At 34.4% G+C, this 24,642-nt stretch carries 9 protein-coding genes and 1 tRNA gene; 4 read left to right on the top strand and 6 right to left on the bottom strand.

All coding sequences use genetic code 11. The features are described 5' to 3' along the window. The first annotated feature begins 285 nt into the window (after positions 1-285). On the top strand, positions 286-2,670 hold the full coding sequence (locus FOF46_RS11140) for a porin family protein (RefSeq protein WP_167571795.1): 2,385 nt from the start codon (positions 286-288) through the stop codon (positions 2,668-2,670). Between the two features lie 91 nt (positions 2,671-2,761). On the opposite strand, the gene FOF46_RS11135 is transcribed toward FOF46_RS11140, so the two are convergent. The 4 genes from FOF46_RS11135 to FOF46_RS11120 form a co-directional block, all read right to left on the bottom strand. Next, entirely contained in the window at positions 2,762-14,890 is a 12,129-nt protein-coding gene (locus FOF46_RS11135) for a LysM peptidoglycan-binding domain-containing protein (RefSeq protein ID WP_143916508.1), read from the bottom strand. Positions 14,891-14,925: 35 nt separating this feature from the next. Next, on the bottom strand, positions 14,926-18,474 hold the full coding sequence (locus tag FOF46_RS11130; protein WP_143916507.1) for a hypothetical protein: 3,549 nt from the start codon (positions 18,472-18,474) through the stop codon (positions 14,926-14,928). Positions 18,475-18,665: 191 nt separating this feature from the next. Next, positions 18,666-19,361 carry a hypothetical protein gene (locus FOF46_RS11125; RefSeq protein WP_109437767.1) on the bottom strand — a complete coding sequence of 232 codons (696 nt, stop codon included), beginning with the start codon at positions 19,359-19,361 and terminating at the stop codon, positions 18,666-18,668. A gap of 217 nt (positions 19,362-19,578) precedes the next feature. Continuing rightward, entirely contained in the window at positions 19,579-20,313 is a 735-nt protein-coding gene (locus tag FOF46_RS11120; RefSeq protein ID WP_143916506.1) for a hypothetical protein, read from the bottom strand. Positions 20,314-20,584: 271 nt separating this feature from the next. On the opposite strand from FOF46_RS11120, the gene FOF46_RS11115 reads away from it, so the two are divergent. Further along, positions 20,585-22,255 carry an endonuclease/exonuclease/phosphatase family protein gene (locus FOF46_RS11115; RefSeq protein WP_143916505.1) on the top strand — a complete coding sequence of 557 codons (1,671 nt, stop codon included), beginning with the start codon at positions 20,585-20,587 and terminating at the stop codon, positions 22,253-22,255. A 279-nt stretch (positions 22,256-22,534) separates the two neighbouring features. On the opposite strand, the gene FOF46_RS11110 is transcribed toward FOF46_RS11115, so the two are convergent. Next, positions 22,535-22,608: transfer RNA gene (locus FOF46_RS11110), tRNA-Met, on the bottom strand. Positions 22,609-22,754: 146 nt separating this feature from the next. On the opposite strand from FOF46_RS11110, the gene FOF46_RS11105 reads away from it, so the two are divergent. Together FOF46_RS11105 and FOF46_RS11100 are read left to right on the top strand one after the other, a co-directional pair. Continuing rightward, positions 22,755-23,147, top strand: coding sequence for an START-like domain-containing protein (locus tag FOF46_RS11105; protein WP_109437764.1), 393 nt, complete (start codon positions 22,755-22,757; stop codon positions 23,145-23,147). A 64-nt stretch (positions 23,148-23,211) separates the two neighbouring features. Continuing rightward, complete coding sequence (locus FOF46_RS11100; RefSeq protein WP_109437763.1) at positions 23,212-24,060, top strand: aminotransferase class IV; 849 nt, start codon at positions 23,212-23,214, stop codon at positions 24,058-24,060. Here FOF46_RS11100 and FOF46_RS11095 read toward each other — a convergent pair. Beyond that, positions 24,057-24,617, bottom strand: a complete 561-nt coding sequence (locus FOF46_RS11095) for a YqgE/AlgH family protein (protein ID WP_109437762.1) — start codon at positions 24,615-24,617, stop codon at positions 24,057-24,059. The genes FOF46_RS11100 and FOF46_RS11095 overlap by 4 nt on opposite strands. Positions 24,618-24,642: the final 25 nt, after the last annotated feature.

Here is a 24,642-nt window from a genome sequence, read left to right as displayed (position 1 = left end):
GTGGGGGAATCATTAAGAAAAGGAAAAATTAAAAAGGACTAATAACAAAATTTAACTATTATTGCAAGATCTCTCTTAGTGGCACCATTTGACCGAAATAGGTGGCACAGTCACTCCGAAATAGCCAATAGGCATTTAAGTTGAAAAAATCAATTATAAAAGCATAAGATTTTGTTATTATTATATGTTTTTTTTAGTAAATTCGCGCCTGCAATTTCTTTGTAATGAAGAGATTGAAGGGATTAAGCCTAAATTATTTTGAGTACACCTGCTAATGTTAAGTATTTGAAAAAACTACTACTAGTATTCTTCGGATTACCTTTTTTGACTATCGGTCAAACATTAGACTATGAATCTATAACTCAAAGTAAACCGCTTAAAGTTAGTGGACAAGTATCTGCTACAGGAGTGTATTATAATTCTAATCAAAATAATAACAGAGAACCTTTTACCTATTTTTTACAAGGAGCACTTAATATCAATATCTATAGCTTCTCTATTCCTATTTCCTATAGTTTCTCTAATCAAGGAGAAGATTTAGGATATCAAATACCTTTTGATTTTAATCGTATAAGTATACATCCAAAGTATAAATGGGTAACAGGACATATAGGTAATGTAAATATGACTTTTTCTCCTTATACATTAAGCGGTCATCAGTTTACAGGAGGTGGAGTGGACCTTACACCACCTGGCCCGTTAAAGGTTAGTGCCATGGCTGGTCGTTTGCTCAAAGCAACAAATGATGATGATGACCCCAGAACCATCCCGGCTTTTAATCGAATGGGTTATGGATTGAAAACAAGCTTTGAAAAGGAACGATATAAAATTGGAGTAATAGGGTTTTATGCAAAAGATGATCAAAATTCTATTGATTCAATACCAGAAGTTAAAGGAGTTTTACCACAAGAAAACCTGGTGATAAGTCTGGAAGGAGAGGTTAAACTAGGAAAAAGTTTTAGCCTACAGGCAGAATATGCATCTACAGCGATAACCAAAGATACCAGAGCAGAAGAAGCAGATAATTCAGGGATTTCACCAATAGCAGCAATTTTTAATAACCGTGCCTCTACAGAATATTATAATGCGGTAAAAACTCGCTTAGGATATGCTTTTGGCCGGGTAAATCTAGGTGTGGGATATGAGCGAATCGATCCAGGTTATGAGACGCTTGGAGCATATTTTTTCAATAATGATTTCGAAAATATCACTTTGGATGCTTCTAATACTTTTTTTAGAGATAGATTAACCTTGGCTCTTAATATAGGCTACCAAAGAGATGATCTAGATAATTTAAAAGCTAATAATACAAATCGTACTGTAGGATCATTAAATGCTACACTCTCAGTATCAGAACGATTAAATATTTCTGGATCGTATTCTAATTTTAGTACGTTTACTAATATTAAACCCAATCAATTTGATGAGATTAATGATGGAGATCTTCTAGACGAACAGATTGAAGAGTTGGATTATAAACAGTTGTCTCAAACTGCTACCCTTACCGTTAGTTATGTCCTTTCAAATAAGAAAACCTCACGACAAAACCTTATTACTAATTATACGTTAAATGATGTATCTAATGAACAAGGAGGGATTGTAAGACTTGGAGATGCTTCTACTTTTCATAATATGAATATAGGGCATACCATAGATTTTTCAGAAAGAAACCTTAATATTAGTACTTCTGTAAATGGTACATATAATACCATTGGTAGAGAAGAATCTACTACGTGGGGGCCTACCATAAGTGTTGGGAAAAGGTATTTTGAAAAAACTTTAAACACCAGACTTTCTGCAGGATACAATAGTTCAAATAGTGCAACAGCAAATACTAATGTCACCAATTTTAGGGGATCGGTAACTTATACTTTGAAAGAAAGGCACAATTTTAATCTTAACGCTGTTCAACTGTTTAGAAATGGCGGGAATAGTGGTGGTTTAAGTGAGTTTACTGCTACTTTTGGATACAACTATGCTTTCGGACTTAAGAAACCAAAAATTAACTTCAAGAAGAGAGAAAAGAAGGAGAAAAAACCGAAGGAAGATAATGATTCGATTAAAATTCAATATAGAAAATATCGCTACGAAGGTTTACCAAAAGATATTACCCCTCAACTGTTAAATTTACCAGAAAAAGAGGGATTTGCACATATTATTAAAGATAAAAAAGGAAGGCTAAGTGAATTAGGAGAGCAACTTAAAGAAACTGAAGAAAAAGATAAAAGAGTATATAAAGAAATAGCTATTAGTTATCTTAAAGCGATGGACGAATATCTTGATTTTGCAGAATTTTATAATAAAAAAATCTATGAATCTTACGTTAAACTGGTTAATGAAGCAAGAGAAATAGATCGCCAAATACGAGATGAGTTTACAGTATTGAGTGCCAGAATTAATAGTGCAGAAGAGAAAGATCCAGAAGATCTTGAAAAACAGAAAATACTCGAAAAACGATATGAATCGCATACAGAACTTTTACAATCGTTGTTAAAATGGAATTTGAAGCTTGAGGATATCGAGAACCCAGAAGGTGATATTAAACTGCTCAAAAAGCGTAATGCTTCAAAAGTGTTTACAATGTATCAGAATGAAGTTTCCGAAGAAAAGATCATAAAATTTATTGAAATACGATTAGCGGATTTATTTCATAAAGTGCTCAAAGAATAAGAGTAATTATAATTACTTCAAGATGATCGATATACTGTATTGAAGCAAATACCCTATGCGCTTATTAGCATAGGGTGTTTTTATGTTCAGGTTATCCTAATGCTGGTTTGATATAGTTTAAATTTAAAACCAAATTCGTCAAATGTAATAATGGATATGGTTGTTGAGTCAAATTAGAAAAAATAACTAAATCAAAGTTTAGAATACCACTTACTCTGCTAGGGTTATTGGATTTAAACCAATCATTAATGGCATCTGCCCAACTTTGTAACATTGGATCTAATTCACTTGTCAATTCTACCAAAATAAGGGATTGCATTAATATTGGTAAATTAATCGGGTTTAATCCACTATTAATTTGATAATCATAACTACAAGTCATCTGAAACCGTAAAGATGGTTCTGTGTTTTCTTTTAATAGTGCTTGCATTAATACCTGTAATTGCTCGTATAATGATCTTACCGTAGGAGAACCTTGGTTATTAGGTAAATTAGCAATCTTAATAGTTTGCATATTCGTTATTGTGGGTAACAATGGATTAGAGAATGATAATTCTCCTGTAGTATATACAAACTGTGAATTAATGGTTTTACCAGGAATTAACCCCTCATTACGTGTTAAATACATAGATGTCATCGCATCCTGACGTTGTAAGATATTTAGTTTTGGTAATATAACAGTTCGTTTCTGTATACTTTGTGCCTCATCACTTAATAGCGGTTTCCCATCAGAATCAGTATAATAATAACAAACAATACCATCACAAGTACCTTGTGTCCATAGATGCATAGTGTAATTATCAATATGTATCTCAGGAATACCGACACCACTAGGTGGTTTACCATATACTGTAATGACCTGTACCTGCTCTATGTTTTCTCCAACTTTTAGGCTTTGGCCGGCTTCTCGGATCTGGAAGTCATAAGATAAATCCTCATTTCCTGCTTTGTAGATACGATTGGTGTTGTTAATTAACAATCCACCAGCTTTATTAGCAGATTGAGTGACATTATCGATGAGTTCTGTGAATGAACTAATGGCGATACCGGCATTTGTAAAGAGTTCCTCAGAACTTGAGTTGCTCTCATTATATACCTGGGCATCAATCTTGGTAACCAAAGATTTTAGATCTTTATCTACAGAAGGGTATACCATAATAAACTCTGCAAGAGCATCAAATATATCCATTTCTAGTGCCATTGCCCTGAGATCATTTGTTTTTATATTGAATGCTACGGTACAATAAAGCGTATCCTGGGGATAGTGGAATGGTTGGGAATATTCGAATTCATAATTCCATTCTAACAATTTACTAATATCGGTTGATTCTGGGTTGTTGGCCTCACCTAATTGGTTTACTAAAGAAGGATTTTGAGGGAAAGCTCTTAAAATCATTGGCACTTCAAACCCTCCTAATTCATTTTCTAATGGCATATTTTTGTCTGGTATGACAAAATTTAACCAGGTAGAAGGTGTAAATCCATTAATAGGAGTTGCAATCTGATGTTCTATATTCGTTCCCTTATAATTCAGGTTCAGGTTTATTTTGGATAATACCTCTCCACCTTCACTACGTACAATTTCCGGAGTATTCAATAGAAAAGCTAATGATTGATCATCATTATTCAGCTCAATTTTTGCTGAAGTTATGGTTAACTGGTCTGGTTTGGAGTAACTTACGAAATTAGTTGTTATAGTTAAGGTTTTAGTTCCTTCGATGGGTCTTAAATTAACATCAAGTAAACCATCGCCAATAGTTACGCTGGTATTATTTAGTACAACATTACCAGAAATGGTTAGTACCACACTCTTGGCATCATCATCAAGAATTGCTGATTTTACTGTTAATGGATCTGTAATTGTATAGTTGACGATATTGGTTGCACTAGTTTTATCCAATGGAGCACTAAAATACAAGCTTACTATAGTCAATTTATCTTCAGAAGAAACTGCACCTTCAAACACAGTATTTTGAATGACATTACCAAATAAGTTAGGTGCAGTGTCCACAGGTTTATCTGCCTTAACATTAACATCAAACTGGATACCAGAACTGGTATTGTATAAATTTGATAATTGTGATAGTAATGATTGTAAGAAAGCTTCTTGTATAGCAGAAGCGCTTCCTGTTTCATCTTTGAAAACATGGACCATTAGCATTTTTGTAATTTCTGCCAACGATTCCTTTGTATCTTGTATATTTTTTAGGTTAGTAGCGCCTAATTTTTTATCAATTAACTGTATTGGACCGGTAAATTCGGGTGTGAGAATATCATCAATCGCAGTAAATAACTGACTTACCCACTGATCCATATCAATCTCTGTGAAATCCTTTTGAGAATCTGGTTCAGTACTGATTCCTTTTCCGGTAGTATAGTTATAGATTGAAACTCCATTTCTACTTTCAAGCTTATTAGAAACAGGTCTTGGCGCAAATAACTGAGGTACTCCAGGAGTATTTACCTGATATGAAATAGGTTGTTTATGATCTATTCCTAATCGTACCGCCCATATGGTTCGATCTGATTTTTGTTGGTTGTTGTTCTCTCTATTGGCTCCTGTTGCTATTTTTAGATAATATTGGTTGTCTATAGTCATTATCTCTTCAAAAGCCTCTGCAAATGCATTCAATGCTCTAGAGTTATTGTTACTATCATTAGATGATGGTGCAATTTCAGTTATTACTTTTTTGATACCTCCGGTAGTTTCAAATTCACCCATAACTGCACCTCCAACTCTAGAAATGCTCATATCAAGTGTCAATTCTATAATTTGATCACTAATTACCTGAGCGGGGTCAATAGCAAATTTGAATGTAAAGACCGGAGATGGAGGAGCAACGCTTGTTCCTCCTTGTTTTCGATCTTGTAAGAAATTATAAATAGATGCAATCCAGTCATATACCAAATCAGAATACATAGCATCCCCAACTTCAAAAATCGAATCAAACAAACTGGTTCGCATATTTATAATTATCCCGTTGGGATCTGTAAGTTGATATGCTAATTTTTCATAAACTATAAAGTCGTTTGTTGCTCGTGACAATACTGTAGAGCTAGATTCTTCGCTCATATCAGGGTAGCTGTATGTAGCTTGACCATTAAACGTGGTTTTCTTTGATTCGTTTTGAATGTTTCCTATACCCAAGGTATATTTTACACCTTCAGACATCTCATCTACAGTGAGTACTACCGTTTTTGTATCAGCACCTAATTTTGCATTGTTGATGACCAGATTTGGACTGATTTCATAATTACCTAAAGAAGTTGCTGTAGTAGCATCTAAAGTTTCTGTGAAGGTCAATAGTATCGTGGTATTATCTGTTGCCTTTGCAGAAAGTAATCCATTATACGCAGAGATATCAAAAGTCAACGGAATCTGAATTTCTGCAGTAGTATCTTTGGCTACGATCCATTGCGAAGATACCGAAGGCCATTGGTTAATTCCTAAAATAGCATCAGTATACCCTGTTAATATTGGAGTTTTGTTACTAATATCATCCGACGTACGGGGTGGTTCTGAAATAGTAGTTAATGCAGTATTTCCATAAATATCCATCCACATGAAGTCTGGTTGTACAAGATATCCAATGCCTTTATATGGGCTATTAGAAGTATCTGGTAATCCATTCCTTCCTTTATTTTGCAGTGTATTGGCAAATTTGCTGTATGGCACGGATTGCTGGAACATCCATTTTCCACTAGTATCGGGTTGTTTACCACAACTGTCACCATTATTTGATTTAGGAGCTGTTGGTCCAGTTGGTAAACTTGGTTTACTGGCTTTGAACCAATCATTGTTGATCAATTGAAAACTCAATATAGAAAAATCATTTTGCAAGAAGATTTTTGCATAATCAGGGTCACTATACTTATCTGGTACTTCAGCCGGTTCTATACGTTTACCTTCTAGAGATACTACTCCTGCAGGTACAGCGGCAACACGTGTAATAGGACCACCAATCATTGTTAATTGAGTACCATTAGAAAATAAGTTAACCAATGTACTGTTATAATGTGCCAGAGCAGCTAAATCCATACCATAATACGTAGCAATATCTAGTAATGTTTTACTATTGTCTTCGCCCGAAGTTATTGTTAATAAAGGTAACCTAAGTCCAAAATATAAGGGTAGTACATCCGGCCAGTTAGTCACTAAAGGATTTGCTTTTTTGATAGCATCTGTTGTAGTTCCAAACTTAATTGCAATAGCCTCTAGAGATTCCCCTTGTCCACTACCATCTTGTCCAACCTGATAAGTTCCTTCAGGCACGTCTATTGATAATCCTGCCGTTAGTATAGCGGTCAAATTGTCTTCTACGACGTCTGCAATATTAGTATAGTATTGGTACGCCAAATCACTTAGCGTATCTCCCGTATTAAAAACTACTGTTTTACTTACCGGGTTAGCCTTGGCGTATACAGAACTATTATTAACATTAATAGCTTCTCCTGTAACAAAGGTATTCATATATGGTTGTAATATATTCTGCTCGTCACTTAGTACAGGAGCAGTATACAATACTATCAATGATAGACTGGCCTCTCCTTTATCATTAAAAATATGATCTGGTAAACCGGTACCATTTTCACTATTGTAATAGTATAAATAATATCCTCCATCCCTAGTAATACTGGCTTGCCATAACAAAGTAATCAAGTCTGTTGGTTTGTTTAAAAGATTACTAGCCTCACTATCAATTTGTAATGTTTTCAAAAAAGCTTGTATTGTTGCTGTATCTGGTCTTGTAAAGGTAGATAAATTGGCCTGTGCAACACCTATTGTCAGATCATTTATTGGATCTGTTTGAACACCCGGATTATCGCCATTAGACTGGTTTGGAATATATCCAAAAGCTAATTGATTGATCAGGTTATCATTGTTCTCTAAATAAGTAACCATTTGTTCTAACAATAAAGCATTATTACCATCTGCACCACTAATCTCATAGGTAGTTAATGAAGCTGGACTGTTGTCTACCGGAGGTACTTTTTTGATTGTAAAAGTTACTTGTGTTCCCCAACCATAATTAGTAACTGGCGTCGATTTCATCGCATTCGTTGTAGGATCTACAGCACCTGTTACTACTTCAAATCGAGGTTGCACAGCTCTTCCTGATGGATTTGCGATCTCCATCAAGTTTGCTGGTAATGACCAAATATTTAAAATTTGTGATTCATTTGTCGATCCGTTATAGGGTAACGCAATGGCCGAACCAGCTTTCCATGGACTTACCGTACTAAAGGTATAATGTCCACAGCTATTACTAAACATATCACCTAATCCCAGATGTTGAATTTCCAAATCCAGATAATTCTTAGTTGCATAACTTCTAACCGTATTGATTTGTTCGTAAGATGAAGAATCATCAGTAATCTCTATGATTAAGGTATCTCCCGTTTTCTCAAAACTTATCCATGTAATATCAGATGGGATTGTAAAGGTAATATCATAAGATTCTTTATCAGCTAACGTAGGTAGAGGGAATTGCTGCCCTGTCAAGGCAAATAAACCTGCAGTATCTTGTTCATAAACCAATGTGTCATCTAACCACATCCCCTGATATTTTGGTGTAATACCCGAAGTTGGTAATCGTAAACCTGAAAGATAATAACGTGATGCCATACCAGATAATTGTTGTAATCCACTATCAGCTTGAATCTCTGCAATCAATTTACCAACTTCAAACTGCGGCAGGTCATTTAAGACTAATTGTCCATTATTATCACTACTATTAAATAAATCAATGATAGTATCATTACTTGTAATTGCCAAAGAAATAATACTTACTCCGTATCTTGCAGAGAAAGTAATCAAGGTATCTCCGTCTTGAGTCATCCCTTTAAAATCTGATACTGTTAATACCGAAGATGGCATTAACAACCCTTCTTTTGTTAATATATCTGTGTTCGTTAGTAATTCATCTAAAGTAACATCAAAGTCTTTTGCTAAACTATTCAATGAATTACCGGACTGCACGACAATAGAATCTTTGCCTGCATAATCAACGATAATACCTTCCTGAAGAATTGTGGTATCATTGGCATTTGTGGTTGCCAAAGCTGATGCCGTAACTTGATCGTTATACATCGATTTTTTACTAATATCATCAAAAGTATCACCGGCAATGGTACCATAGGTCGCTTTGTTTACTTCAATTAATTTTCCGGGATTTAAGGTATGTGATTTATTGCTTTCAAATAAATAATCTATTGTGTACCTATAACCAGAACTGAACTGCCCATGAGTATTGATCCAACTTATTATCTCGGCAATGGTTTGCCCTTCCAGGATTTGGTATTGGAATGCACGTAATGCATTTTGCGCATTTTCTACCATTTGTTTAGCTAGTAAAAGGAAATAATCCGAATATATAAAAGTAGCCATCGATTCGGTATCGTTAGTTACAGCGAGAGCATTCTCGAGAGAGAAGTCGTTACTTTGCTTCAACTGAACTGCCAAATCATCAAAATAAATACGTAATTCATCTATATACGTATCACTTAAACTATTATAATCGGCAAAAGCATATTCTAACGATTTATGGCCTTCAAAGGCAGGTAATGTAATAGATAGTTGTGGAATCATAGGAAAGTACGCTGCGTCAGATTCTGTTTCTTGATCAGAAGGATGAGATACAGTCATACTTACTTGTGTATTCAATAGACTATTGATTGCATCTAATGGTATAGGTGCGGTATTATTAGCATTATTTAGATAATCATAAATTTCTTGTAAACGTGTTTCGCTAATAGCTAATTTATCCACATCTTCGGCACTAATACTTCCATTATAGAAAGCTGCAATTACCCATCTAAATACCAATTTCCCAATATATTCAAACGAGGTATCAGGAGTAGTACCCATTGCTTTTTGTTTAGCCGAGTTTGGATCATCTACTGCAGATGCTGTAGATTCTAGGAATAGCATAGCTGAATATACAGCTAATTGATCTGATGGTTTCTTGGCTAAATCACCAGCGATACTAAGTCCAAACCCAATATAACCTGTTAATGGTTGTTTCGTAGCCGGAGCGGTCAAATTGCTCCAGTCTGGATGATCGTTGAAGTTGTCTGTAATAGAGATCAGGAAGGCGTCTGCATTGAATCTAGCCATACGTCTCGGCGATGCATTCATTTTGAGCATGGTCATACTTTCTTTGGTGCCTTCGGTAACCACATGCCATGGTGATGATCCACCTCCGACTTTGATTTCGAATGATTCTCTTAAAGTGAGATCGAAACTGAAACTGATCTTGATTTTGAACAATCCTAAATTAATCTTCACAGAAACAGCTACACTTACTCTGGCAGTAATTCCTAGTAATATGGGTTCGTATGCAGTAATGGTAATATCGGCCAAAATACTCAATAAGACATTTACTTCGGCTTTGATAATCTTGAAGTCAACATAACCATATAGTTTCCCTTGAATACCTACTACTCCTTTAATGCTATAATAATAAGCAGGTGCAATATCAGCTTGATTTCCGTTCTCGGTATTTTCCTCTTGATAAGGATTGAATTTGGCCAAGACTCCTTCTATGATTGTAACTATGGTCAAACTGAATCCAGCAGATAAAATTCCTGCATTAAAATCGTACCCCAATCCAAACTGAATTCCAACACCCAATAATATTACAGGATTGAATGTCCCATTGTCTATTTGGGGCACTTCTGTTGAAGTTGCACTTGATTTTTTACCAAAATACAATCCAGCAGATCCCATTACCGGAATTGGAAACGGAACATAAATAATGGTTTGTAAGGTGAATGATCTTGTAAAATCGGCATCGTACGGAAATCCTAAATCAGCTAGAAAATCACCATTGGTATAGATTTCCATACCAAACACGGGCAAAGTAATATTTACTTGTCCTAACTGTATTTTTCTCATAGCATCAGGAAGCGTAATCTGTGCTTGATATACTCCGACCGAATCACTTATTTTCCTATATAAAATCTGAAAATCCAATCCTTTGAAAATTCTCGCAGGTCCTCCGTTTAATGCTATACGTAAAGCATACAAATTAGGATCATTAAACACGATTTGCATGTCTATAAAATAATCTTTACCCGAATCATCTACCTTGACTACTTCTTTTCCTGAACTTTTCTTATCATCAGATTGTAATTTTAATATTCCAAAATCCATGCCTATCAGCCAAGAACTATTGGGATCAAAAACAATGTTTGGAATTTCTCCAGATTTTGTATCTGGTAGGTCAGCCATTAATTTGATCGCATCCTGAACACTACTCACGTCATTAATACCTGGTATTGTGACATGTTGCCCCATGGCTAGCAATCTAAGGTCGAGGTAGTTGTTCCCTTGCCCTGATGGCGATGGCGTATCTTCAGGTTTGGCAGCATCCCATTTGATTTGATTTGGTGATAATCCTTCTGCTTTATTCTCATTAGTAATCCAGAAGAAATTACCGTCTATAGTGATAAAAACACCATTCTCTGCGGCATCTTTTTTTCCTGCCTGATAATTCAATCCAATTTTTTTGATCTTACAGAATCCGAGATTAATTTCCCCAATATCTATAGCAAAAGAAACTGTTTCGGCTGTAAAATCATATATCAATTCTAGTTTGTTGAGTGGTAAACTGTTTAACAAACTCCAAGGAGCACCTAGTCCAAATTTATATCCTGTTGCCCAACTGATAGCATCTTCAATAATAGATCCCAGACTTACTGATTCGGTAAACTTTAAAGTACCTATCCAATGTTTGGGCTTACCTTTTTCAACTTCTTTTTCGACAATAGTACCTGTAAGATAACCCCATGTAAAACCAAATGTGAGTACATCTGGATTATAATCATAGAATAGCTTCATTTTTATACCGATCCATTCGATGTCGGCATTAAGAGTACAATAATAGCCTACTTTATCATCTGTAGCATCAATGGTAGTAATTGCTTTTTGGGAGCTGATCAATTGTTCGGTTTTCGAATCCGCATTGTTATCACCATAAATTCCATAACCAAATTTTAAATCGGCTTTTATGTTAAGGTTTATAAATGGGATTTTCCAATACCCATCTGTTGCACCACCTATTTCATAATATTTTTTGGTTTCTGAGAAAGAGAAGTTTAACCCTACTAATGAATAATTGTATTCACTTGGAATCTGCCAGTTTGATGGTAATAACTGGTTGGCTAAAGCAGTAAGCTGTAATGGTGTTTCGGTATTCTGCTCTCCTTTAAATATCCACCCACCATCGCTACTGTAATTCGCTGATAATGAGATGGAAAAAGCAGTAGCTCCTTCTCCAAAAGTAAATCCACCAGATAATCCTCCTTGTAATTGAGTGTTTTCGCTTTGTACTTGTACTCCTACCTCGTTAATGGTAATAGATGGTGCACCAGATATAATCTGGAACGTCCAGTCAAAGTTTAAATTAGAAGTTACACTATAATTACCAGTGGTTCCTTCAAAAGAAGCATTAAATTCTGTAATTTCTGGACTATATCCCTGCGGATTGAATACTGTGCCGGGTAAGAACAAGTTAAATAGATCGGTTACTTTGATTACTCCACTGGCAAGTTGTCCTCGGAAAATAGTGTCTGGATAATTCATACTCGTAATAATTACTCCAGCATTGTCACCCGTACCAATAGTAAACTTCCCTTTAGTACTCCATGATGTACTTCGTTTAGCCAATATACCTGGTTCTTGAATTAATACGTTTAGTGTAACACTATCCATATCCAAGCCAGTCATTAATGTTACTTTTTCTGCAGTAGCCATTACAAAACTGACATACTGTATTTTGTTTTCTTTGGTGTTATAAGCCAATTGTAAGTCGGTAACACCAATAGCTGTAAAAGCGTTGAATGGACTAGGTAATGACTGAACAAGATTTACGCCACCTGCCAATTGATAGAATTTTGAAATACTTGCTGGTTCGTCGAAGTGACCTGTTAATTGCCATAATCCATCATTAATAGGTAGTGTAATATCCAAATCCAGATCAAGGCCTTGTAGCATTCCGCCAACACTACCTTGAGCAGGAAGTAAAGAATCTGCTACCTGTAAGGAAATGTAAGGGTTTTCAAATTGTAACCATGGCAATTGTTCTGTTAGCCAATCACCGGTATATTTCATTTTCCAATCAGACACCACATTACCTTCAGGAGCAGTGAATGTTATGGTAAATTCTAATGGAGTATCCTCTAATACACTACTTTTACCATTAACAATGATTTCTGTTGGATTTACAGTCCCTTTGGCTGGAGTTATTGTTGTATTCGTTAAGGTCACTTTTACACCTAATAACCCAGAGATAAAATCAAAGATTGGTCCGGCACTATATACTCCCGGAAACAAATTAAGAATCGTATCAGCATCCAGATTTTCATATAATTTAGTTAATAACGTATCCAAAGGTGTCGAGTCATCCCCATTTTTATTACCAATACTATCATTATTATCGTAAGAACCCTGTTCTAATTGGCTTACACCAGTTGCATATGCTGACTTTGCTATTGCTGAAGCCTTAAGAGAGCTGTTAGCTTCAATAATGCCTTCTGCTTGCAAAATATACCCCAAATAACTACTTGCAATTCTAAACTTATCATTAGCAGGGTTCTGGTAAAAACTTTTAATAGTATTATAATAGGTTTGATATTCGCCTTCTGCCGATTCTTTATATTCTCGAATAAACGCTCCAATAATTTCAGAAGGGTTTTCATTGATTTTGCTTGGCCATGTATAAATTGGAAAATTAATTTTATTGGCAATTTGTTGCATTTTATATACAATAGTAGGGACATACACCACTGGCATATAAATATTGCTATAATCTTCGTATACATCAAAATCAGAATAGCCCAAAAGTGTTGTTGGGTATTGTACATTCCCAGAGTTAGGACGTGCAACATGAAAATAAGGTTGTCCAAATTGTAAGGCCAGATTCCCGGTATTTTGCCCTTCAAAAACAGGAGGCATAGCAGATTTATAAAGTAAATAATTAAATATTGGAGCTGGGACTCTTCCTAGTTGCACAAATAATATTCTGTTTTTGGCACCATTTAGCCATGAATACTTAGCCTTAACATTTATGTCATTGGCTTCCCATACATATTCTATACGTTCACTGGCCTTAACAGAACTTAGATAATTTGAGCGATAAGTATGTGGTTTTAATAATTGTATGATTTGATTACGTTCTTTATCAGATAAGGTTTCGGGTTTGATATTGAACTTTTTGAGCCTATCTAAATCTGGATTTAACTGTGAATTCCAAGTGCTTTCCTGAAAACTAAAATCACCTTCAATCAATTGTGATATTGGAGTTTCTCCTCCACCTGTTCGGTTAGAGAAATTATCCATCGATAATACTACAATTGGTTTTGCCCCTGAACGAATAGAAGTACCTTTCATTTGTGAGGCCATATACCCTGTAATTACTTCAAACATGCGCTCTTCTGGAGGTGGTGCCAGTTCATAATTTCCTTTAGTTCGTATGCTATAGACAGCACCTAAATCATAATTGTCCGTTTTTGAAAGTAAACTTTGCAAGACAGCCACTTGATTAGCATAACCATTTTCCTTATAATAGTTCCAGTCTGGTTCTGGTACGGGTATTTCTTCCCAATATGCTCGTTGCTTAAATGCCCCATAATTCAATAATTTCTGATGGGTTAAGTTGACTGTTTTTTTAGTACTATTCAGAAATTGAATTTCTTCGGGAGTGGTCCATAAATAAGGTTCAAGTCTTAAAAAATAGTTGGTATTTAAGCGTTTTGCTAATTCTGGTGATTTGATGGTACCGTTATCATCTATTTGATCTTCTGCTCCAGTGAAACCTAAATTCACCACAGGATTAGGTGGTGTTTCTTCAGGTTTCCATTCAATAAGTTTTACGGTTGCATTATTAACCTCTCCTTCTGGTTTATTATCCAGTTCTGGTAGTAATTGATATAGTTTTGTAAGTACAGTTTTATCTTTGTCTTCCAGATAATAAACTTCAATTGATCCCTGATATCCATAACCGTTTTTTTCACTACTATTTGTTAATTGATATAATAGGTTTACAGTATTGGTTTGATGCCCATAACCAGGAGCATCTGAAACCCACATCCTAATAGTTGTATTATCCGAACCGTTAAGGTATTTGGTAAACAGTGATAATGAACCTGATAACTGATCTTCTTGCTCGGCTGTTGTGAAGTAGTCTATAATTGCCTTAAATATACTTGAGAAACCCATTAGTGTTGCGTTAAGATGAAACAATCAGTCTTTTATTATTTTGAATCTTTATTATACATTGCATACCAACCCAATCCGGATGCTTTACCATTTGATTTTGGATTACCAAAAAGATAGAATAGTGAGGATCCGTTAGGTGGTATTTTTAACAATCCTAAAAACTTCAGTGCGATTTCTGTAAACATCAATAAGAAGGAGGATTTATTAGTGTCATATGTTAGGCGTATTTGCCCGATAGATAATTTTAGTACTGTTTGCAGACTTATTAATTTAGCACCTCCGCCTGTTCCGGGTAGTGTAATTCCCATAAGTACTGCAGGAGCTGACCCATCGTTTGTAGCTGTGGGATTCCATGCAATGAGTAAGGTAGAAGTTAAACCCACATTACCTGCTAGTTCTCCTGGAGTTCCCATATTGAGTTTATATGTTAACCCTACCCATGAAGAGCCATCGATTGGACTAACTTTTAAATCTGTAATTACGGTAAGGTATCCATTTTGAGAAGGTGGTGAATCCGAACTTCCTTGGGTAAGCCCTTGCAGATTGAGTGCAAAATTCACATAAATGCTATTTGAACGTGGTGTACTTCGCCCTTGATCAAAAGTTATTTGAGAAGTAACAAATGTCATTGTTTTTGGTAATTGCTCTGTTTGTCCTGGAACATACGGTGGAGACACCATATTGATTAATAGATTGTTAAAAATCAATCCCTTATTTGATACATCAGCCCCTTCTACATTTCCAAAAGACAAAATATCAAAATCGGTTGCAGGGTCATCATCACTTGCAGGAATCATCAATTCTTTAAAATCCCAATAACCATTAATAGAAAAATTACTAATAATATTTCCACTAGGATCATTTTGTAGGGTACTGAAATTGACATTTGATATTTCAATTTTATTAATCGCAGGATTATCAAAATAGAATGTATTTACACCATCAGTATTTAGACTGTACAAAGCTTCATTTCCTTTGAACTGAAGAGATCCTTTGAGAATCATGGTGTTGTATTTGTTTCCTCCCGTACCCATATGGTCTACTGGAGTTCCAAAATAATTATTAGTGGTTAACTGTGCATAACTTTGAAAGCTTTTGACAGCTGTATTTTCAAAAAGTACTTTTAGGTTGAGTAAAACAAAATCGTAAGTTTCAGATAAATTAGGCTGTATGGGTTGAGGTGATTCTTGTTGGATAAAATCTGGATCGTTATAATAAATAAGTCCGAACATAGAACTCGGATTATTAATTTCTGGACCGTTACTACCTTTCTCAACAGGTGTAATATTGATTCCTAAATGATGTGCTCTAAATCCAGCCGGATCTCGTACCCCAGATAAGATCCCGGTAAGGTTATCTGGTAATCCCGAAATATCCATTCGCAATACCAGAATACCAGTCCAATTTTCATCCTGAGCTATAGTATTAAAATTACCGAAATATGCTGTGTCTGTTTGATTATAAGCATCTTCGAAATAAGACTGTATCCATTGTGAAACAATGACCAGTTGAGCGTCATCGGGTGGTAAAAGGGTGCCATTATTATCAAGTGTTGATGGTGCGGCAAATGTATCCTTGGCAGTCCATTTTTGCCAGTTTGTAACTAAACTATTTTCAATATCGTTTGGATCATAAAGTTTTCCTTTCTTTCCTTTGACAATAATGATGTTATTATAATCATTATATTTATTTTCTGTACCTGTGTTAGCTTCCATAGTCCAATCTCCTATGAACATTTTATTATGAAATTTAGCACCGGTAGCATCAACATCTGTTGTGCCTAGTTTTTCATTATTGGTAACAACCAAAAACAAATCACTGGTTTGAAAAGCCTGAACTAGGTCTTCAACAGGATCTTCAAAATACATTTTCTCAAAAGAACTTTGGGAAGTTTTTTGATTTTGTGCCAGATAAATAGCGTTCCATATAGGATTATTATTTGACCCTAATAAATTGGCAATAAGACCAGATGGTGTAGTTACATTATTACCGATATCGCTAGCTGCATCTGTTGATTTTAGATACTCTTGTTTAGCTTTAATCTGAGCATCAATAAGTATAGAATTAATATTTTGTTTTCTAATCTGAGAGACAAATAGTTTTTCAAAATTTTCAATTTCTGTTTTACTGAACCCTTCATTACCATCATCAGGCTGAATCGCAGCATATGGGAGCATAGGAAACAACACTGCATCATTGGATTCAAAAGTAAAATTTGGTGTACTATGCTCTAAAAGAGTTGACGCAGCTATTTGCGTATTAGAAAATAACGCTGATCCCTTAGGTTGTGCTACATATGATGGAGTATTGTTTTGATCTCCCGGAGTTATGGTACACCAGGATGTTTGATAATTTGTATTTAGTAAAGAAGCATTTGGGTCTACAGGAGCGGTAACGGGAGAAGATATGGGTAATGGATATACTGGTGCATACGCTGGCTGATTTGTGATGAATCGCAGTCTGTCACCCATATTCCCATTAACCCTAGGTTGCACATTAAAAAATTCTGTCCCTTGTAATCCGCATTGTAAAGGAATGGCAGTATCTGAAGAGGCTCCATCAATAGTAACAATAAAATCACCTTCGGGAGCAAAATGTTTTTGATGTGCATTGGCACTATACAATTCACCATTGGTAAAGGTAAGTCTTGCCTGTAACGATCCGTTATTATTATTTCCTACTGGAATTAACTGAATAGTACTTCCCAAAGTAGTAAAATAAAATGCATTTAAAACAGTTTCACTTTGATCTTTATTTGTTCCTGTAAAATTAAATACTGTTCTTCTTGAGTTATATTGTTCTATTATAGAATGAGAATCTATACGATTGAAAGCCTGATTAAAAACATCGGTAGGATCAATAAAAATATCAAAGCCTATTTGATCTGTTGTTGAAGGGAATTGTCCACTTGCAAAAGGAAAATATTCTGATTTAGCAGTTTGGTTAGGGTTGTTTTCTAATGGAATCAGCATCTGAAACCCCCAGTTAAAATCATTGGATAAAGATCCTCGCTCTATAAATGATGAAAAATTGATATCCCCACGATATTTTCCCGTGAGTGGAATGTTTCCCTCTATAGCATAGGTTATATTTGAATCGGGAGCATCTGGTCCAACAAACAAAATTTTAGCGCTTCCATCTTTAATTCCCAAACTAATAGAGTCATCTGTAGCTGTTAGTTTCATTCCACTTTGAATCTGTAATGAAATGTTGTGAACCAAAGGAATTGGAACCCCTTTAATAATAGAAGAACCATCACCCGCAATAGTCATGAAAATAGTATTTTCAATATAACTAAAGTCGGTAATATCTAATATCCAAATAATATACCGACCAGTTCCCAATAACTTTAAAGCTTCTTTGACAAATTCATCTGTTTTCTCCTTAGTCTCCAGATCAGGAGTATAAGCAGAAAGGATAAAACTTCCATTTAAAGTACTATCTGTTAAGGCTTGAGAAATATCATATCCTTCTAGTTGATTTGAAGGTGGTTGTGGTAGCAAAAATGCAGCAAAACCTTGGTCTGTGTCAGTTGTTTCGGCAACATATAATTGATCATTCAAAGTTGCATTAAAAAAAGCCATATATGCTATTTATATCGGTGAGAAGAGTTCTTAAGGAGATGACAATATGTATTGAACATAATATATCCAATGGATTGCGAATAAAAATTTATTTCACAACATCATAAAACTTTATTGATATTGAGTGCAAAAAGGTGTTGATATTAGATAACACCTTTTTGACTCATTATTATATGTATAATAATATAATATCAGGTAGTTATAGTAGCAGTACAAGACATTGCTGTTTGTACATTTGTCCCACCAGGTCCTGCTTTCCAACCACTTGTGAATAACGCAACAGTGTATATTTGGCCTATTAATATTTGAACACCGTTAATTGCTGCACCTCCTTGACTACTAGGGTTCTGTATAGAGTTTGCAGCGATCGGTGCTTGATCATAAGAAGCATTTCCTGTTTGCCAAATTCCAACCCAAGCTCCATTTTCTTTAGGACTTGCTCCACTTGGTAATTTATAGTTCATAGTTACAGAATCTGTTGCTGCTACCAAATCAGTTAATTCTGGAGTTATGTAAGAAGTCTTTTGATCTGTTGTGATAAAACAAGTAGTACATACATTACCCCATTCTTGACCAGGAGATAATTTGGGACCAACTGCATACCCAACTACATAAGTAACTCCTGGTTGTACAGTAATATTCTCAAATACTTGTGAACCCTGAGAAGTATCTCCTGTAATTTCAACAAAACCATCTGGATTGGGATCATTGTAAGGAATTGAATTTTGATTTCTCCATACAACAAGATAATTTCCATAAGTATCTGGTCGATTACCGGGTAAACCTGTATATTGAACAGAAAGTTGATTACCTACTATTGCATTAATTTCAATTTGTGTTGTTGGATTTTGCACTGCTGTAGCGTTTTGTGCTTCTTTTGTTGACATAATTTATGGTTTTTAGAATATTAATTTGAAGTTAATCGTCTCATTTTCAGTGATTATTCACGTGAAAATAGGGGTAGGAGTTGTTTGCTTTTCAGGCTATTGATCTTTAACTGTATTAAATTTATCAATATGATATGAAAAAAAATATTTCATCATATTTCATCAGATAAAATTGATGCTAAGCATATACTAAAAAAAGTTTTGATGTACAATTGGTTTACCGCATTGTAAATCTAATGATAGAAGCCGCTTGTGATTCTTCACTGCCAACAAAATAGATGAATGTATAGGTCTGACCAATATCCATGGATAAGTTCGTAAGACTTCCCTGATTGATATTAGAATCATCACTTGGTGTTCCTTTTGCTAATGCTTTAGTTAGGTTATATGGAGAGGCTTCACCTTCCCATACACCAAACCAATTATTATAAGTTTTTGGAAGATATCCAGAGAGAGTTTCATACGTAAAACTTATAGAATTCTGATTTACCTCTATCAATTTGATGGAGACCCATCGTTTTTCGAGGGATTTGGTATTTCCATCTAGAGTAGTGCAAGTACAGATTTGTGTTACTTCGGCGCCTACAGAATAACAAACTATATATTTTGTATCAATTGCTATCTTCAAATTTTCTATAACATATGATCCACTTTCTGTAGCATCCTTGGGTAGAAATTGTTCTGCCATTGGAGCGTATTTCCATGGTACTTCAGAGGCTCTCCAAACCCATAATTTGTTTTGAAGCTGTCCAGACTGATTACCTGGTAAGGTTTTGTAAGTAACGGATAAAAGATTGCCTGAGATTTCTGTGATGTCAAGAGATGTGTGATAAGTAGTGTCAGATATTATATTTTTTAATAGTTTTTCTTGAGCGCTTCCTTCTATATTCAATAATAAAAATATCGAAACCAATACTCTATACAATTTTTTATATCGAAGGAAATACTTCACTGATAATGGTATTACTAGTTAGTTATATTGGTAATCGTTTATTCAATAAGAAGCATTGAAGTGTTACTAAAATACTAAAAGATTATATATAGTCTTGTTTGTTTTCTTTTTTAAATACTATACGAATGGTATCGGTATGCCACAATTAAAACAATTTTAACTTAACATAAGCTTAATTGAAGCTTAGTATGTATAAGAATTAAATAAAATAATTTCACTTCAATATAACAGAAAAACTGTTATGCTTAAAACCTAATTAACAATAACAAAAATGAAAAAAAACTATCTATTATTTGGTTTAATAGCATTCTGCTTTTTAGGAGTAGTGGAAGCACAGAATACATTAAAAGTAATGACTTTTAACAAATTGTTTACTACTAGTAACAATGCTGTGTTAGATGTTATACAATCTTCTGGAGCAGATATTATTGGTATACAAGAATCGTATGGAGCTGCACAAAGTGTAGCTAACTCTTTAGGGTTTTATTATTATAGTTATAGCCGTAGTGAGGTTATTATTTCTCGTTACCCTATTACATCTACAAATTCTTCTGGTATCCAGGTAACATTACCCAGCGGTTTAAAAATTTATGTGTTTAATGCACATTTGACATCTTATCCATACGGACCTTATGATATTCGAGATAGAGAAATTACATCAGAATCACAAGCTATTAACTCATCTAATAGAGCTCGTTCTTCTGAAATGATCGGGATAATCAATACTATTCAAAGTTGGGTACCTGCGGGGGCTCCTGTTTTTTTTACTGGTGATTTTAATGAGCCAAGTCATTTGGATTGGACTCAACGTGCTGTAGATGCTGGAATTCATGCGATGAAAATAGCTTGGCCTACGAGTAAACGAGCGACTATTATTGGAATGAAAGATTCATGGCGCTCATTGTACCCAAATGAAGTGTCGAAACCAGGAAATACTTGGACTCCAAACAAGTCTTCTAATGAGGTATATGACCGAATTGATATCATTTACCACCGAGGGAACGATATTACAGTTACAAAAGCTGTGCGATTTGGTCCAACAGGGGATGAGGCAGAATTAAATTTAAATGGTTATGCTAGTGACCATCGTGCAATGATGGCGACATATACCTTGCCAGAACCAGTCGGAAGCGATGTGAGTTATGGTGATAATCTACTTCAGCAGTCTAGCGCTGAACAAAATAGCCTAGATGCCTGGACTCAGGTATCAGGTAATCAAAAACGTGTTCAAGGTGGACAAAATGGTTATCCAAATGCTAAGAATGGAAGCTATATCTTTTGGTTAGGTAATTCAAGTACAGGGGAAATCTATCAAGATGTTAATGTAGAACAATATGCAGATTCTATAGATGCTGGTAGACAGTTTTTCTTATTCAATGGTTTTGTGAGGTCATATAGTGGCAATGATATAAGCAGAATTAAAGTAGAATATAGAAATGATAATAATAAAGTATTAAGTTTTTTTGATAGTGATTGGAAAAGGAATAGCAATAACTGGGAGCAAATAAATGAAGAAAGAATTGCTCCTTCTGGTACACGTAAAGTTAGAGTGATTTTATTGAGTCAACGAAATAGTGGAAGGTCAAATGATGGTTATTTTGATGATTTAAGTCTTAAAACAGGAACTAATAATAGTAATACTTTTGCCATTTTAAATAATAAACAGGATAATCAAAAAGGAGATGTTGTAAATTCTCAGGAAAAAATAATATATAACTTTTGGCCTAACCCAACCACCGATTATATTTATTTGACCTCAAAGGAAAAAATTAGTGGAGAACTGTCAATTACAAATATGAACGGTAGAATTATGAAAAAAGCTTATTTAGGTACTGAATCAAATTTTAAGATACCAATTTTAGATCTTCCAAAAGGACTTTATATGCTTCAATTGAAAGATAAAACAAGCTCTATTTATACGAAGCGAATCATGATTGAATAACGATATGAAGCACACAAACTGACTTTTATTTACAAACAGTCTCATTTGAGACTGCTATTTTTTGTAATAGTATAACAAAATTGATAGGTAGATTTTTAATAAATTCTTCTTTATTGCAAGAATTTCTACAAAGAATTCTTCCTGTTTTGATTTATTAGAATGTTTAAAAATATAGAAAAACCACACTTAATTGATTAAAACTCTTTTGGTGGCATTGAGTATAAAAAGTGTTTGAAAAAAAATAAGCCCTTTAAAATAAAGGGCTTAAGTGAATTAGTGTAGCGAGAGGGGGGCACGATCCCCCGACCTCTGGGTTATGAATCCAACGCTCTAACCAGCTGAGCTACCTCGCCAAATAGATGCTACATCATTTTAATTCGGGTGCAAATATAAAAACAAAAAACATTGGTGCAAACAATTATGCATAATTAATTTTTTTTTCAATGTACTTTTAAAGTCGACAATTAATCTATATATTGGCTTACCAACAATTAATGATATGTCTGAAAAAACAAAATATGAAATTGAATTTGTGGTACAGTCATCACCGCAACTATTATATCAATATATATCTACACCTTCTGGACTTTCAGAGTGGTTTGCTGATAATGTAAATTCCAGAGGAGAACTATTTACATTTATTTGGGATGATTCTGAAGAAGAAGCAAAACTTTTAAGTAGAAAAAGTGGCGAAAGAATTAAATTTAGGTGGGTAGAAGATGAAGAGGAAGGAAATGATTATTTTTTTGAATTACGAATTCAAGTAGATGAAATAACCAAAGATGTTTCCCTAATGGTTACTGATTATTCTGAAGATGATGAAATGGATGAAAATAAGATGCTTTGGGATAACATGATCGGTAATTTAAAACATGTTTTAGGTTCTGCATAAATCTTTATTTTTATAATACAAATTTTATACACCCATAAAAAATCAAATTTATGGGACTTTTTTTATGGTTAATATAGACGGACAATTGGTAGAGGATGATAAGGCCGTATTGGCTATTAGTAATAGAGGGTATGCGTATGGAGATGCTCTATTTGAAACCATTAGGGTTAATTCTGGAGTAATTTTATTTTGGGAAGATCACTATTTTAGATTAATGGCTTCAATGCGCATCTTGAGAATGCAAATACCAATGCAGTTTACCCCAGAATTTCTAGAAAAAGAAATTATTAATCTGGTGACAGAAAATGGATTAATGAATTCTTCTGTAAGAGTGAAACTTATTGTAAATAGAGTTTCTGGAGGGTTATATACTCCTTCATCCAATGAGATAGAATATAATATTTCTGTAGTTAAGTTAAACTCCAATTTTTATACTTTAGCTGATCAGACATATGAAGTTACACTTTTTAAAGATCACCATGTAGTAACAGATCTTCTCTCAACGTTAAAATCAAATAATAAATTGGTTAATATTCTTGGCGGAATTTTTGCGGAAGAGAACGGTTTTGATAATTGTTTATTAATAAATTCTAATAAAATGATTATTGAAGCTTTAAATGGAAATTTATTTTTGGTAAAAGGAAATGTGATAAAGACACCTCCTTTATCTGATGGATGCTTAAGAGGAATTCTTAGGACTCAACTAATACGTATCCTTGAAAAATTACCAGAATATACTGTAGAAGAATCTTCTATTTCACCTTTTGAACTTCAAAAAGCAGATGAATTATTTATTACTAATGTAATTACAGGAATTTTACCAATAACGAAGTTCAGAAAAAAAGAGTATGATTCAAAGATTAGTAAAAGATTATTGGGGATATTAAATACCAGAATTAGATTAGGAGATTAATTATAGGTAGGATTTTCTGGAGCATTAGACCAAAGCATATACTCCCCACCAAGTTCAATCATTTTTTCTTTCCAGAAAGTGTCATAAGATTTTCCGAAAATATTTTTCTGATAACTATTCTCAACAATTACCCATGAATTAGCTTCAAGTTCTTGATTAAGTTGTTTAGAATCCCAACCAGAATATCCTAGAAAAAATCGAATTTCATTAGGTGTAATTTTGTCTTTGGCGATAAGTTCAGACACAATGGTAAAATCCCCTCCCCAATAAATACCACAGGATATCTCAACACTGTTAGGAATTAAGTCGGGTACTTTATGAATAAAATATAGATTATCTTGTTCTACAGGACCTCCATTATAGATCTTAAAATCTACTTCGATCTCTGGAACGAGATCGGCAAGTAAATAATCAAGAGGTTTATTCATTATAAAACCAATTGATCCTTGCTCACTATGATCCGCTAAAAGTACAACCGAACGGTTAAAGGAAACATCTCCAATAATAGAAGGCTCAGCAATTAATAAATGTCCTTTAGAGGGTTGAAGGGATATCATACAATAGATTTTCTTTATCTTAAAG

It is taken from the genome of Aquimarina algiphila (assembly GCF_007489275.1).
Lineage (GTDB): Bacteria > Bacteroidota > Bacteroidia > Flavobacteriales > Flavobacteriaceae > Aquimarina > Aquimarina algiphila.
Note: the sequence above shows the minus strand (reverse complement) of the source record. Positions and strands in the feature narration are given on the sequence as shown.